This is a genomic window from uncultured Sphingomonas sp. (assembly GCF_913062585.1).
Taxonomy (GTDB): Bacteria; Pseudomonadota; Alphaproteobacteria; order Sphingomonadales; family Sphingomonadaceae; genus Sphingomonas.
On record NZ_CAJXWX010000001.1, the window covers coordinates 10828 to 24758 of the forward strand.

The 13931-nt window shown below is 68.3% G+C and carries 10 protein-coding genes; 5 read left to right on the forward strand and 5 right to left on the reverse strand.

The features are described from left to right. The first annotated feature begins 324 nt into the window (after positions 1 to 324). Together QZ546_RS00060 and QZ546_RS00065 are read left to right on the forward strand one after the other, a co-directional pair. Entirely contained in the window at positions 325 to 3906 is a 3582-nt protein-coding gene (locus QZ546_RS00060) for an ATP-binding protein (RefSeq protein ID WP_294232747.1), read from the forward strand. Continuing rightward, positions 3896 to 4288, forward strand: a complete 393-nt coding sequence (locus QZ546_RS00065; RefSeq protein WP_294232749.1) for a response regulator — start codon at positions 3896 to 3898, stop codon at positions 4286 to 4288. Before QZ546_RS00060 ends, QZ546_RS00065 begins: the two co-directional genes overlap by 11 nt. On the opposite strand, the gene QZ546_RS00070 is transcribed toward QZ546_RS00065, so the two are convergent. Then, positions 4285 to 4842: a DUF305 domain-containing protein gene (locus tag QZ546_RS00070; RefSeq protein WP_294232751.1), complete on the reverse strand. Its 558-nt coding sequence runs from the start codon at positions 4840 to 4842 to the stop codon at positions 4285 to 4287. The genes QZ546_RS00065 and QZ546_RS00070 overlap by 4 nt on opposite strands. Before the next feature lie 263 nt (positions 4843 to 5105). Between QZ546_RS00070 and nhaA the strand changes: the two genes are divergently transcribed. Next, positions 5106 to 6326 carry a Na+/H+ antiporter NhaA gene (gene nhaA, locus QZ546_RS00075; RefSeq protein WP_294232753.1) on the forward strand — a complete coding sequence of 407 codons (1221 nt, stop codon included), beginning with the start codon at positions 5106 to 5108 and terminating at the stop codon, positions 6324 to 6326. Here the strand turns inward: nhaA and QZ546_RS00080 are convergent. Continuing rightward, positions 6229 to 7617, reverse strand: coding sequence for a DUF2254 domain-containing protein (locus QZ546_RS00080; protein ID WP_294232756.1), 1389 nt, complete (start codon positions 7615 to 7617; stop codon positions 6229 to 6231). The genes nhaA and QZ546_RS00080 overlap by 98 nt on opposite strands. A gap of 204 nt (positions 7618 to 7821) precedes the next feature. Further along, positions 7822 to 8523: an OmpW family outer membrane protein gene (locus QZ546_RS00085; RefSeq protein WP_294232759.1), complete on the reverse strand. Its 702-nt coding sequence runs from the start codon at positions 8521 to 8523 to the stop codon at positions 7822 to 7824. Between the two features lie 129 nt (positions 8524 to 8652). On the opposite strand from QZ546_RS00085, the gene hemN reads away from it, so the two are divergent. Further along, entirely contained in the window at positions 8653 to 9975 is a 1323-nt protein-coding gene (gene hemN, locus QZ546_RS00090; protein ID WP_294232762.1) for an oxygen-independent coproporphyrinogen III oxidase, read from the forward strand. Then, positions 9965 to 10651, forward strand: a complete 687-nt coding sequence (locus QZ546_RS00095; RefSeq protein WP_294232765.1) for a Crp/Fnr family transcriptional regulator — start codon at positions 9965 to 9967, stop codon at positions 10649 to 10651. The genes hemN and QZ546_RS00095 overlap by 11 nt, the downstream gene beginning before the upstream one ends. Here QZ546_RS00095 and QZ546_RS00100 read toward each other — a convergent pair. Together QZ546_RS00100 and cydD are read right to left on the reverse strand one after the other, a co-directional pair. Beyond that, positions 10648 to 12246 carry an amino acid ABC transporter ATP-binding/permease protein gene (locus QZ546_RS00100; protein ID WP_294232768.1) on the reverse strand — a complete coding sequence of 533 codons (1599 nt, stop codon included), beginning with the start codon at positions 12244 to 12246 and terminating at the stop codon, positions 10648 to 10650. The genes QZ546_RS00095 and QZ546_RS00100 overlap by 4 nt on opposite strands. Then, positions 12243 to 13874: a thiol reductant ABC exporter subunit CydD gene (cydD, locus tag QZ546_RS00105; RefSeq protein WP_294232771.1), complete on the reverse strand. Its 1632-nt coding sequence runs from the start codon at positions 13872 to 13874 to the stop codon at positions 12243 to 12245. The genes QZ546_RS00100 and cydD overlap by 4 nt, the downstream gene beginning before the upstream one ends. Between the last annotated feature and the right edge of the window lie 57 nt (positions 13875 to 13931).

A 13931-nucleotide genomic window follows, 5' to 3' on the forward strand; every position in this document is an offset into this window, starting at 1 on the left:
GCGAGCCTGAAGGCTCGCGCGCTCGCCGAGGCGAGCGCCCACCCCTCACCCAGCTCCGACTAAGCCTTTGCTACGCAAAGACCAAGTCTGCGCAACCCTCTCCCCTCTGCGAGGGGCGAGGGAAGAATGGGCATGGCTGAATGTCGATCCGGCCCAAGAAAGCCCGGCCGTTTCGGAACCTCTTCCCAAGCCCATAGCGGTCGGTTAACGCTGGCAAACGGCATTCGCCGTCCGTCCAACCCGATGACACAAACGCCGCCCTTGCCCGAACCTCACGACAGCAGCACGGCCTTTCTCGATTTCCCGGGCGAAATGGCTCGGCTGATGCGAGAGAAGGATTGGACCAGGACGCCGTTCGGCCCGATCAAGGGCTGGTCGACGGCGTTGCGCTCGGCGGTCAGCATCATTCTCGGCTCGCGCTTCCCGATGGTCCTCTCTTGGGGCGAGACCCGCGCGCTGATCTACAACGACGCCTGGTCCCCGGTGCCGGGACAAAAGCATCCCTGGGCACTCGGCCGCCCGGGTTATGAGGTATGGACCGAAATCTGGGACATTATCGGGCCGATGTTCGATCAGGTGATGACGGACGGCGTCGCCACCTGGTCCGAGGATCAACTGCTGCCCCTCAACCGCTTCGGTTATGTCGAGGAATGCTATTTCTATTATAGCTACTCGCCGGTGCGGGGCGATGGCGGGCAGGTGGAAGGCGTCTTCACCGCCGTCACCGAAACCACCTATCGCGTGCTGGCGGAGCGCCGCGAACGGCTGTTGCGGGAAGTGTCCGAAGCGACGTCCCACACCCGTTCGCCTGAGGATGCCGGGCGCGTGGCCGCCGAACGCATGGCCCGACTGCCGGAAGAAGCGCCGTTCTTCCTGACCTATCTGCGCGACGACAGCGGCGCGCTGCGTCTTGTCGGCAAGGCGGGGAATATCGAGGGCGACGATCTGGCGCCCGAACGCATCCCGGCCGATGGCGACGCGATCTGGCCGTTCGACGAGGCGCTGCGCAGCGGGCTGCCGGTTGCGGTCGAGGGACTGGCCGCGCGTTTTGGCGACCGGCTGCCGGGCACGCCCTGGCCCGAGCCGGTCGAGCAGGCCCTGGTCGTGCCGATCCTCAGCAGCCGGGCCGATGCGCCCTTCGGCTTCCTGGTCGCCGGGCTCAGCCCGCGCCGCCGGCTGGACGACGAATATCGCACGCTGTTCGAGCGGGTCGCCGCGCATATCGCGATCGCGGCGACCAATGCGGAGGCCTATGTCGAGGAGCGCCGCCGCGCGGAAAAGCTGGCCGAGCTTGACCGGGCCAAGACCGCGTTCTTCTCCAACGCCAGTCACGAGTTCCGCACGCCTTTGACCCTGATGCTGGGTCCGGTGGAGGAGCTGCTGGCCCGCGCCGACGGGCGGGACCGCGAGGACCTGGCGCTGGTCCAGCGCAACGGGCAGCGGCTGCTCCGGCTGGTCAACACGCTGCTCGACTTCAGCCGGATCGAGGCGGGACGCGTCCGCGCGACGTTCGAGGCTTCGGACCTTGGCGTCTATACCACCGACCTGGCCTCCACCTTCCGGTCCGCGATGGACAAGGCGGGGCTCACCTACACGATCGACACGCCATCGCTCGATCGACCGGTCTGGATCGACCGCGAGATGTGGGAGAAGATCGTCCTCAACCTCCTCTCCAACGCGTTCAAATATACGCTGTCGGGCGGCGTGACCGTTCGGCTTCGCGCGGACGGCGACGCGGCGCGCCTGGAGGTCAGCGATACGGGCGTCGGCATTCCGGAACAGGAATTGTCGCGGGTCTTCGAGCGCTTTCACCGTATCGAGGGGCAGGCGGGGCGTACGCATGAAGGCACCGGCATCGGGCTGGCGCTGGTCAAGGACCTTGCCCAGCTCCACGGCGGTTCGGTCGGGGTCAGCAGCCAGCCGGGCCAGGGCACGACCTTCCACGTGACCATCCCCTTCGGGCGCGACCATGTTCCGGCGGATATGACGCCGGGCGCGGCCCAGCCGCCATCGACGGCGACGGGCGCGGCCGCCTTCGTGTCGGAGGCGTTGCGCTGGCTGCCCGGGGACAATCGCGACGACGCCGGACCAGGCGCCCCGCCATCGACGCCCACGCTCACGCCTACGCCCGCCCGTGGCGGCACGATCCTGCTGGCCGACGACAATGCGGACATGCGAGGCTATGTCGAGCGGCTGTTGCGGGAGGCGGGCTACACGGTCGAAGCGGTCGGGGACGGTGAGGAAGCGGCGGCGCGCGCCCGCGCCATCGCCCCCAATCTCATCCTGTCGGACGTGATGATGCCGCGCCTCGACGGTTTCGGGCTGATCAAGCGGCTCCGCTCCGACCCGGACACGGCCGACCTGCCCATCATCCTGCTCTCGGCCCGCGCCGGCGAAGAAGCCGCGATCGAAGGAATCGAGGCGGGCGCCGACGACTATCTGGTCAAACCCTTCGCCACGCGCGAGCTGCTGGCCAAGGTCGATGGTGCGTTGCGCCTCTTCAAGCTGCGCGGGGAGAATGCGGCGGCCTTGCGGGAAGCCAACCGCCGGCTCGCCGATCGCGAGGCGTTTCTGATGGGCGTGCTCGCCAGTTCGACCGACTGCATCAAGGTGCTCGACCTCGATGGCCACCTGACCTTCATGTCGGAGGGCGGCCAGCAGCTCATGGAGATCGACGACTTCAACGAGGTCGCGGGCTGTCCCTGGCCGGACTTCTGGCATGGCCTCGGCCAGGAAGAAGCAAAGGCCGCCATCGCCGTGGCGCGCGCGGGCAAGGCGCGCAGCTTCATCGGCTTCGCCAGGACCTTTGCGGGCAGCCCCCGCTGGTGGGACGTCGCCGTCAGCCCGATCCTGGGGCCGGACGGCAAGCCCGAGCGGATCCTGTCCGTGTCCCGCGACATCACGGCGACCCGCGAGAATGAGGAAGAGCGTCGACAGCTCGTTCGCATCATTGAAAACAGCGCCGATTTCATCGGCATGGCGCGGATGGACGGCAGCGTCTTCTTCCTGAACGACGCCGCCCTCGCGCTCGTCGGACTGGATCGCAGGGAGCTGGGCCGCGTCAGCATCTCCGACTTCTTCCCGCCAGAGGAGGCGGAGATCGTCGCGCGGGACGTGCTGACGGCCGCCGTTCGCGATGGCGCATGGAGCGGGGAACGCCTGGTCCGCCATTTCCGGACCGGCGAGCTGATCCCGATCCTCTATACCGTCTTCCCGGTATTCGACAGCGATGGCGAACAGATCGGCTATGGCACGGTTTCGCGCGATTTCCGCGAACGCAAGCGGGCCGAGGAACAGCAGAAGCTGCTCAACCAGGAACTGGGCCATCGGTTGAAGAACGTCCTGACCGTCGTGCAGTCGGTCGCGTCGCAAACGCTTCGCCAGGCCGAGGATACGGGCTCGGCCGCCCGCGCCCTGGCGGCGCGCCTGTCCGCCCTGGGCGAGGCGACGAACGTCCTGACCGCCAGTTCGTGGGAGTCCGCCGACCTGACCCGGCTGGTCCAGCAGGCGCTCGCCCCGCATGGCGGCGTGGGGGAGCGCATCCGGATAGCCGGCCCGCGCATCATCCTGAACCCGCAAGTCACGCTCGCGCTGGCCCTTGCCCTTCACGAACTCGCGACCAATGCAGCCAAATATGGCGCCCTGTCGACAAGTACCGGATATATCGATCTTTCTTGGGGCGTAACGGATGGAGCCGAGGCGGACGGCCCGCGTTTCAGTCTGCGCTGGAAGGAACGGGAAGGTCCGGAGGTGCACGCACCGACGCGACGCGGATTCGGTTCGATCATGATCGAACGCTCGCTGCGGGCCTATTTCCACGCCGATGCGCATATCCGCTATCCGGCGGACGGCGTCGAATTCACTTTGGATTGCCCGCTCGAGGATGCGGGCAAGGTTGACGGATAAGAACGTGGGTCAGAGCAAGCCGATCGACATGAACAGCATCCTCATCGTCGAGGATGAAGCGATCATTCGTTTCGAACTCGTCGATTTTTTCGAGGACGAAGGCTATTGCGTGCATGAGGCGGGCAATGCCGACCAGGCCATCGCCATTCTCGCGCAGCATAGCAGCATTCGCGTGGTTCTGACCGACATCGACATGCCCGGGTCGATGGATGGGCTGCGCCTGGCCCATTATATTCGGGAACGCTATCCGCCGACGCTGCTATTGCTGGTCTCCGGTCGGGTGAGCCTGCCCCAGAGCGCGTTGCCGACCCATAGCGCCTTTCTGTCCAAGCCGTTCGACCCCGCCCGGTTGATGCGGACGATCGAGGACATGACGCGCTAACGTACCGGCGCCGTCGTATCGATTCCGGCGGCGGCGTCGGTTTCCCCCGGTGGGGGCGGTGCGCCGCGATCGCGATAGGATGGAATATCCCGCGCATCGCCCGGAACCGGCCGGCGCTCGAGCCGGGCGATCTCCCGCTTCATTTCGGCGATCTCGCGAATCTGTGCGTCGATGATGCGGTCGGCGATCAGGCGCACGCGCGGATCGCGGATACGGGCGCGTTCGCTGGTCATGATCGCGATCGAATGATGCGGGATCATCGCCTTCATATAGGCCAGGTCGTCGACCGTCTCCTGGCTACGGACCAGCCATAGCGCCCCGCCGAAGACCGCCACGGCGCCGATGACGACGCCGATATTGACGCCGCGCCGGGGATACATGCGCCACATGAATCCGATCATGATGACCGCCATCACCGCGCCCATCACGGCCGCCATCCACATTCGCGTCTGGCTGAACATCAGATGGCTTGCCGCATAGGTGTTCAGATACATCAGCCCGAACATCACGACCGTCGAGGTCGCGATCATCGCGGCGAACCGGGCATAGCTCATGACATGCCACTCCGACCCTGGGGCGATTGAGCGACCGGGGACGATGGATTCGTGTCGGCACCCTGGGCGATCGTGGAGGCCAAGTGGCGTCTCCGATCATCAAATACAGCCGATACAACAACCTGACGGCGATCGCTTTGTTCATGGCGAACTGCCCGATCGAGGTTAGGGATTTGCTGGTTTTCGGCGCCCCGTCGATGGAAGATGCGCCAGAACCGGAGCCGCATTCATGCGTTGTCGCCGCAACACGGGGAAACCGAACGATGAGCATGGATCATGGCGGCACCGGGCCTGTGCAGGCGCTGGTCAGGAAACTGCGTCCGAAATCCGCGATCCGGTCCTTCCTGCATAGCGAGGCTGCTGGCGGCATCGTCCTGATGGCGGCGGCGGCGCTGGCCATGATCGTCGCCAACAGCCCGCTCGGCCCCGACTATTTTGCGGTCCTGCATCACCATATCGGTCCCTTGTCGGTGCTGCACTGGATCGACGACGCGTTGATGTCCCTGTTCTTCCTGCTGGTCGGGCTGGAGATCAAGCGCGAGCTGGTCGACGGTCATTTGTCGACCTGGGCGGACCGCACCCTGCCGACCATCGCCGCCATCAGCGGTATGGCGGTGCCCGCCCTCCTCTATCTGGCGATCGCGACGCGGGAACCGGGACTGGCGCGCGGCTGGGCGATCCCCTCGGCGACCGACATCGCCTTTGCGATCGGCGTCATGGCGCTGCTCGGCCGCCGCGTACCGGCGTCGCTCAAGCTGTTTCTCACGACCGTGGCGATCGTCGACGACATGGGCGCCGTCGCGGTCATCGCGCTCGCCTATACCCATGAGATCAGTGGCCTGGCGCTGCTGGCGGCAGCGTTGGTCCTGGGCATCCTCTTCGTCCTCAACCGGCTGGGCATGACGCGGCTCTGGCCCTATCTGGTCGGAGCGGTGCTGCTCTGGCTCGCGGTATGGATGTCGGGCATCCATGCGACCATCGCCGGCGTGTTGGCGGCCAGCGTCATCCCGATCCGCCGGTCGCCCGGCGCGCCCGATGCCCAGAACTCGCCGCTCCATCGCCTCGAACATGCGCTACAGCCCTGGGTCGCGTTCGCCGTGGTTCCGATCTTCGGCTTCGCCAATGCGGGCGTCTCGCTCGCCGGGTTCGGCATGGGCACGCTGCTCCTGCCTTTGCCGCTCGGCGTGGCCGCCGGCCTCTTCCTCGGCAAGCAGGTCGGCGTGTTCGGTGCGGTCTGGCTGTCGTCGCGGTTCGGATGGACGCGTCGCCCATCGGGTGCATCCTGGACACAGGTCTACGGCACCGCGCTGCTTTGCGGGATCGGCTTCACCATGAGCCTGTTCATCGGCGGCCTGGCCTTTGCCGACCAGGTGCTCGTCGACGAGGTCAAGATCGGCGTGCTGGCCGGGTCGATCCTGTCGGCGCTGGCGGGCTATCTGGTCCTGCGCCGGAGCGCGACAGGACGGCGTCCGCACAGGCCATGACGCTGTCGCGCGGCGCGCCCTTCAGCTCCTCCTTCGCCAGATCGCGGAACGCCGCGACCTGATCGCGCAGACAGCGCAGACGATCCGGCGAGGTACAGGCATCCATGACGCTTCCCAGGGACAGCAGGAAGCGTTCCGCCGTGATCCGATCGGTGCTGGCATATTGCGCCAGGGCTCCGAACCCCTGATCGACCAGATCGGCAAAGCGCTGCGGATAGGCGACGAGCCGCAGCGCCCCGTCATCGTCGAGCCGGAGCGGCGAAGGCGCATCCCGCCGGACCAGCTCGGCGAACGCCGCCGCCAGCCAGTCAAGGCAGCTGCTGGCCGTGAACGGGTCGTTCACCCCGGGCGACAGCGCCCGCGCCGCGATCTCGACCAGCTCGTCGAGCAGGAAGCGCAGGTCCTGCATCGGCGTGCGCCGCGATCCCAGACCGATGGCCCGGACGATGTCGGCGCGGGCATCGTCATCCAATCTCGCGGCAGGGAGGGCGCTGGCCAGGGCGATGCCGGGATGTACGAAGTCACCCGGCTGACACCGCAATCGCACCACCATGTCCCGTCGCCTGGCGATCTCCAGCAGGCTGTCATGGTCGACGATACGGATATAGCCGACGCCTCTGGCCGCGATCTCGGCCGTGTTCGCGCCTGTGGTGCGAAATGCATCCGGAAGCAGGTCGCCATGCCCATCGGCGGGCTGACCGACACAGGAGGGAAAGCGGACGGAAATCTCCCGCAACAGCCGCCCGCCGATCTGCTCGATGACGCTGTTGATGTGGATCTGCTGGGGGACGTGGTGGATGAAGTAGATCAGGACCGCGATCGACGTCAGGACCAGCAGCAACGCCACCAGCAGCGCGAGTTGTGGCACGAATGCCCCGATCCCGCTTCCATCCTCACCCGGCGACCGGATCGTGCGCAGGACGATGATCGTATAGAGGAAGGTGGCGATGAAGGTGCCCAGCGTCACCTGATTGCCGCGATCGCCCATGAAGTTGCTGAGCAATCGGGGGCCATATTGTCCCGAGGCGTAAACGACCGCGGCGATCGTCACCGAGAAGGTCGTACCGGCGACCCCGATCATCGACCCGCCCACCGCCGACAACAGGCCACGCGCGCCATCCGGCCGGGCGGCATAGAGCCAGGGGAGATCGTCCATCCAGGCCGCGCCGAAATGGCTGTCCACATAGACCATGGCAAAGGCCATCAGAATCGCGCTGACCGCCATCAGCGTCGGCACGAACCAATAGCTTTCCCGCAAGGCACCCGCCCAACCCAGTATCCGAGCCTTCATGCCGCTCCCATCCCAGAACCCCTTCGCGCGCCATTGAGGACGACCTCGTGCGTCGACGGGATAACATCGGATTTCGGCGGCGGTTGCGCCGCGCGCGGGATAAAATGACGCCCGGTCACGCTGCCGTCCTCGTCATTCCCGACCACGGAAATCGGCCTCGAGCGGCACCCTGGATTGGTCAGGTCCGATACACCCTGTTCCGCCTCACAAGCGTATCCCGAACCCGATGCCGACCACCAGCGGATCCAACGAGACGTTCACCCGCTGACGACCCAGCGCGGCGTTGTCGAGGCGCGCCGTGGTATCCATGTCGATATATTTGATGTCGAGGTTCAGGAAGACCCGGCGGGTGATGTCCACATCCACGCCCGCCTGCGCCGCCCAGCCGACACTGTCCTTCAGATGGACCTTGGTCGGCCCCACCGCCGCTTGCAGACCACCCGAGGCCGACTCGTTCCAGAAGATCGTATAGTTGACGCCTGCACCGACATAGGGACGGACATGGCGCGTCGGCGCAAAATGATATTGGGCGGTCAGCGTCGGCGGCAGGACCCAGGTGGAGGCGAGCTTGCCGATGCTGCCGGTCGTGCCGCGCACCCCGCTGATGGAATGCCTGGTGGTCGAGGCGATCAGCTCGAAGCCAAGATGGTTCGTCGCCATATAGGTCGCGTCGACCTCGGGCATGATGCGGTTGTCGATCTTCACCGTCTCGCCGGGAAAGGCGGGGAGGATGCTGCCGGATCGTTCGTTCGGGGCGACCAATATGGCACGGGCGCGGAGCAGGACGTCGCCCGCGCGCACCCCGACCCGTGGCTGTGCGTCGGTTCGATCCTGGGCCGAAGCCGATGCGCCGATCCCCGTCGCGCCGAGCGCGAGCAGGAAGGCGGCGGTTCTGATGGCGGTCATCTCATGTCTCCTGTGTCGATACAGGCAGACCGATTAGGCGCGGGCCGCCCCCGCTGCCTTGACCATCGACAAAGGCTGGTTTGACGGCGGTCAAAGGCGCGTTCGCACGGGCGGGGCACAGCATGCGCCATGTGGCCCTATCATCCCGAACTGCTCGCCCGGCCCGTGCCGCGCTATACCAGCTATCCCACCGCCGCCGAGTTCGGCGACGCGGTGGGTCATGACGACATGGCCGCCGCGCTCGACGCGGTCGATGCGAACGCAACCGTGTCGCTCTATCTGCATATCCCCTATTGTCGGGCGATCTGCTGGTATTGCGGATGCAACACCGGCGCGGCGAACCGGACGACGCGGCTGGCGGCCTATCTGACGCGGCTGCATGCCGAGATCGACAGGGTCGCCGCCCGGCTGGACGGGCGCGGACGGATCGGGCGGATCGCCTTTGGCGGGGGGAGCCCCAACGCCATTTCGCCCGATGCCTTTGCCGCGCTGGTCGCGCATCTCCGCACCGCCTTTGCCTGCAAGGATGCGCCGCTATCGCTGGAGGTCGATCCACGCGGCTTCGCACCCAACTGGGCGAGCGTCATAGCACAGACCGGCGTCGCGCGGGTCAGCCTGGGCGTGCAGACCTTCGATCATGCGCTCCAGGCGGCGATCGGACGCGTTCAGCCGCGCGAGGACATTCTTCGCGCCGTCACGCTGTTACGCGGGGCCGGGGTCGGATCGCTCAACTTCGACCTGATGTACGGCCTGCCCGGCCAGACCGACGCGGCGCTTCGCGCTACACTGGACGAAACGATCGCTCTCGCGCCCGAACGGCTGGCGGTCTTCGGCTATGCGCATGTCCCCCATCTCATCCCACGCCAGCGCCGGATCGACGCGACCGCGCTGCCCGGTGCAGCGGCACGCTTCGCACAGGCGGCGTCGGCGCATGAGCGATTGACGGCGGCGGGCTACCAGTCGGTCGGGTTCGATCACTTCGCGAAACCGGACGATCCGCTGGCGCAGGCGGCGGCAAGCGGCAGGCTACGCCGCAATTTCCAGGGATTCACCGACGACCCCGCCGACATCCTGATCGGCCTTGGGGCGAGCGCGATCAGCGAATTTCCCGACCGCCTGCTCCAGAATGCGAAGAAGGCAGGCGAATGGCACCAGGTGATCGGTGCGGGCCGGTTCGCAACCGCGCGCGGTATCCGTCGGACGCCGCTCGACCGGCGGCGGGGCGCGGCGATTGTGGGGGTACTGTGCCACGGGGTGGCGGATACGGACGGCCTGCCGGAGCGTGACGCCATTCAGACCCGGCTTTCCCCGTTCGAGCGGGCCGGACTGCTCCGTTGGGAAGGCTATCGCCTGCGCCTGATGGCGGGCGCGCTGCCCTATGCCCGCAGCATTGCCGCCGCCTTCGATGCCTGGCGCAGTCAGGACGATACGCGTTTCAGCCATGCCGTCTGACCTGCCGCCGCGCTGCGCCGCCTGTGCCGCGCGCGGTATGGCGCTGTGCGACGGGCTGGGCGGCGTGGCGTTGGCCGCGCTTCATCATATCGGTCGTCGTCGTCGGTTGAGTGCCGGACAGGCATTTGGCTGGCGTGGCGATCCGGCCAGCCACTGCGCCAATCTCGTCTCGGGCGTACTCAAAGTGTCGCGCGTCGAGGCGGACGGATGCGTTCAGATCGTCGGGCTGCTCTATCCCGGCGATTTTGTCGGCGCGCTCTTTGCCGAACATTCCGCCGATACGATCGCGGCGCTGAGCGATGCCGATCTGTGCGTCTATCCGCGTCCGGCGCTGGAGGCGCTGCTCGTCCACCATCCCGCCGCCGGACGGTTGCTGCTGCGCCGGACGATGGCGACCCTGGCCGAGGTACGACGCTGGATGCCGATGCTGGCCCGTGCGCGGGCCGAGGCGCGCGTCGCCGCGTTGCTGTTGGACATGGCGCGGCGGAGTGCGGTGGAGGACGAGGCGTTTCGCCTACCGCTGTCGCGCGGCGCGATGGCGGAGGCGCTGGGCCTGGCGGTCGAGACGGTCAGCCGTCACATGACCGCGTTCCAGCAGGACGGGCTGATCGCGCTATCCGGCCTGCGGGGCGTGCGCCTGCTCGACCGGGTTCGCCTGGCGGAGATCGCAGGTTAGGCGGCGGATCGACGGCTTCCCCCGTCGGCCGCCCATTGCCGATCGCACAAGGCCGACAGTACAGGCCGGTGGCTGACCAGGATCATCCCCTGCCCGGTCCGCTTCAACCGCGCGTCCATTCGCCGCGCCACCTGCGCAGCGACCTCTGCATCCAGCCCCTCGCCCGGTTCGTCGAGCAGCAGCCAGGGTGCGTCGCCCAGATAGGCGCGCGCCAGGGACAGTCGCCGCCGCTCGCCACCCGACAGCCGCGCCCCGTCCTCGCCCAACCAGCTATCGAGCCCCTCGGGCAAAGCCCGTACCACGGTGTCGAGCGCGGCGTCGCGCAGGGCCTGCCACAGCCGGTCCTCGCTCGCATGGTCATCGGCCAGCCGCAGATTGTCCCGCACCGTCCCCGCCATCAGCGCCGCATCCTGCGGCGCCCAGGCAAAGGTCGCGCGCAGGGTCGCAGGGGCGATGGAGGCGGCATCGCGTCCACCGATCATGATCCGGCCGGGCCGAAGCGGACGCAGCCCCAGCAATCCCTCGACCAAAACCGTCTTGCCGCAACCCGATGCTCCCGTCAGGGCGATCCGGCTACCCGGCGTGAATGGAGTGCCGTCGATGACGAGGCTCGCGTCACCCGCCTCGGCCGCAGCCGGATGCTTGTCCACCGCGTCGAACAGGGTTTCCAGCCGCGCTTCCGCCTCGCGAAGCCTTCCACGCTCGGTCATGGCACGCAGGATCGGCGCGGTCGCATCGGCCGTCATCGCCGCCGCCAGGGCCGCCAGCGCCGCGATCGGTGCGCCAGCCCCCGCCGACAGGAGCAGCGCCGATGCCGCCGCCAGCGCGACGCCGATCGCGTGCAGAGCCTCGAACCGCGCCGCCACCGCCGCCTGCCGCGCCTGCGCCTCGGCCAGCCGGTCGCTCGCCGCCGCGATCCGGGCGGTGGCCCAATCCTCCAGCGCGAAACAGCGGAGTTCCGCCGCCGCGCCGCCGATCGTCGCCACCTCCTCGCGCAGAGCCCCCATCGCCTGCTGCACCGCACGGCCCGGCTCTTCCAGCCGGTGCGCCCAAGACCGTGCCAGTCCGAGCGATCCCCCGACACAAGCCAGCGTCGCGACCATGGCCAGCCAGCCGCCGAGCAGCGTCAGCGCCGCACCCGACGCCAGTGCCGCCGCGACACCCCAAGGCCCCGACAGTCGAACGAAGCGCCATTCCACGGCATCCACATCGCCGATCAGCCGCGCCGTCGCCTCGCCCCGCCCGAGCGCCAGCGCGACCGAAGGCGGCGCGACGGTGAGCGCGTGGTAGAGCGCAGGCCGCAGCCGGGCGAGTGCACCAAAGGCCGCGCCATGGCTCGCCAATCGCTCGCCATAGCGTGCGCCGGTTCGCACGATCGCCAGCAACCGGATCGCAGCGGAAGGCAACATGTAGTTGAACGCCTGCGCCGCGACGATCCCCGCTCCCCCCGCCAGCGCGGCGGCGGTCAGGAACCAGCCCGACAAGGCGAGCAACATGACCGAGGCGATGGCGACCAGCGCGGCGCAAAGGCCCGCCTGTCGCAAGCGGCGGCGTTCCCGCTGGCGTTCGGCGGCGATCAGCCTGTGAAGTGTCATGCGGCATGTCCCAGATGAACGACGCGGGTCGCGATGGCGGCCAGCGCGGGACTGTGGGTGGCGATGAGCGTCGTGCGCCCTTTCGCGGCGCGGGCGATGGTCGCGATCAGCGCGGCTTCGGCGGCAACGTCCAGATGCGCGGTCGGCTCGTCGAGCAGCAGGAAGGGCGCGGGGTTGAGCAGCGCACGCGCCAGCGCGATCCGCCGCCGCTCCCCACCCGACAGCCCGCTGCCCCGCGCATCGAGCGGCGCGTCGAGGCCACCCGGCCGGGCCGCGAGCATCGGCCCCAGCCCCGCCGCCGCGACGGCGCGCTGGATCGCCAGTTCATCCGCCTGGGGATGGGCGAGCGTCACATTGTCGCGGATCGTCCCCGCGATCAGCAGGGGATGCTGGCCCGCCCAGCTCGCCTGCCCCGCCAGCGAGACCAGAGGAACACCGCCCGCCTCGACCGTTCCTCCCGACAGCGGCGCGAGGCCGAGCAGCAGGTGCAGGACGCTGGTCTTGCCGCTACCCGAGGGACCGAGCAGCGCCACCGTCTCGCCCGTCTCGATCCGCAGCGACAGCTGCGAGACGGCGGGCGCGTCGCTGCCCGGATAGTGGATGGCGACATCGCGCAGGACCAGCGAGGCCGCAGTCCGAACCGAAGGCATAGGCTCCGGCTCGGCCAAGGGCATGAGCGTATCGGCGGCCGTCTCCGCCGCCTGCTTGTCGTGATAGGCGGCGGCGAGGCGGCGCATCGGCGCGTAGAATTCGGGTGCCAGCGCCAGCACGAAGAACGCCCGCCCCAATGTCAGCGTCTCAGGCGCGGCAAAGGGCAGCAGGCCGAGCAGCGCAAAGCCGCAATAGACCGCGACCAGCGCGACCGACAGCGCCGCGAAGAACTCCAGCGCGGCGGAGGACAGGAAGGCCACCCGCAGGACGCGCATGGTCCGCTCGGCCAGTTCCTGCGCCGCCGCACCGATCGCCTCGGTCTCGCGTGTCTCGGCCCGGAAGGCCAGCACGACCGGCAAGCTGCGCACCCGGTCGGCAAAGCGCGCCGACAGACGGTGCAGCGCGACGAATTGCCGACGCGATTCGTCTGCCGCCGCGCCGCCCGCCAGGATCATCGCAGCCACGAACGGCAGCAAAGTGCCTGCGATAATGACCGCCGCCACCCAACTGGCACAGGCCGTCGCGGCGGGGACCAGCATCGGTGCGATGACGGCGGCCCGGCGCGCCGGCAGGAAGCGGGCGACATAGCCGTCCAGCGCCTCGACCGCATCGACGGCCTGGCTGGCGAGCAGGCCACTGTCGATCGGCACACCGGGCTTTCGGCGCAGCGTGGCGGCCACGGCGCGAAGCCGTTGCGCCCGCTTGACTGCCCCCGCCCTCACCGCGCCCCGCCGCATGGCCAGGGTCGCGAACACCCCGCGCAACGCCCCCGTGCCGAGCATCAGCAAGGCCCAGGGCAACACCGCCCCCTGCCCCGCCACCGCGGTCACGCCGCCCGCGATACCTGCCGCAAAGCCGATCGCCGCCAGCGTATCGAGCAGCAACAGGCCCGCCACGCCGTCGCGCCGCCCGGCCGCGTGCTTCAACCAGCGGTTGCGGGCCTTACGCGTCGGGGGAGCATCGGCGATCGTCGTCATGCCGCGACGGTCGCCCCGACCGCCGCCCCTGTCTTTGACCGCGGTCAATGTCGGCAC

Coding starts and splice junctions, on each gene's coding strand:
- QZ546_RS00085 (WP_294232759.1), bottom strand. CDS start 8,523: ATGACCGCCATCAGAACCGCCGCCTTCCTGCTCGCGCTCGGCGCGACG.
- nhaA (WP_294232753.1), top strand. CDS start 5,106: ATGAGCATGGATCATGGCGGCACCGGGCCTGTGCAGGCGCTGGTCAGG.
- hemN (WP_294232762.1), top strand. CDS start 8,653: ATGTGGCCCTATCATCCCGAACTGCTCGCCCGGCCCGTGCCGCGCTAT.
- QZ546_RS00100 (WP_294232768.1), bottom strand. CDS start 12,246: ATGACACTTCACAGGCTGATCGCCGCCGAACGCCAGCGGGAACGCCGC.
- cydD (WP_294232771.1), bottom strand. CDS start 13,874: ATGACGACGATCGCCGATGCTCCCCCGACGCGTAAGGCCCGCAACCGC.
- QZ546_RS00070 (WP_294232751.1), bottom strand. CDS start 4,842: ATGAGCTATGCCCGGTTCGCCGCGATGATCGCGACCTCGACGGTCGTG.
- QZ546_RS00060 (WP_294232747.1), top strand. CDS start 325: ATGCGAGAGAAGGATTGGACCAGGACGCCGTTCGGCCCGATCAAGGGC.
- QZ546_RS00080 (WP_294232756.1), bottom strand. CDS start 7,617: ATGAAGGCTCGGATACTGGGTTGGGCGGGTGCCTTGCGGGAAAGCTAT.
- QZ546_RS00095 (WP_294232765.1), top strand. CDS start 9,965: ATGCCGTCTGACCTGCCGCCGCGCTGCGCCGCCTGTGCCGCGCGCGGT.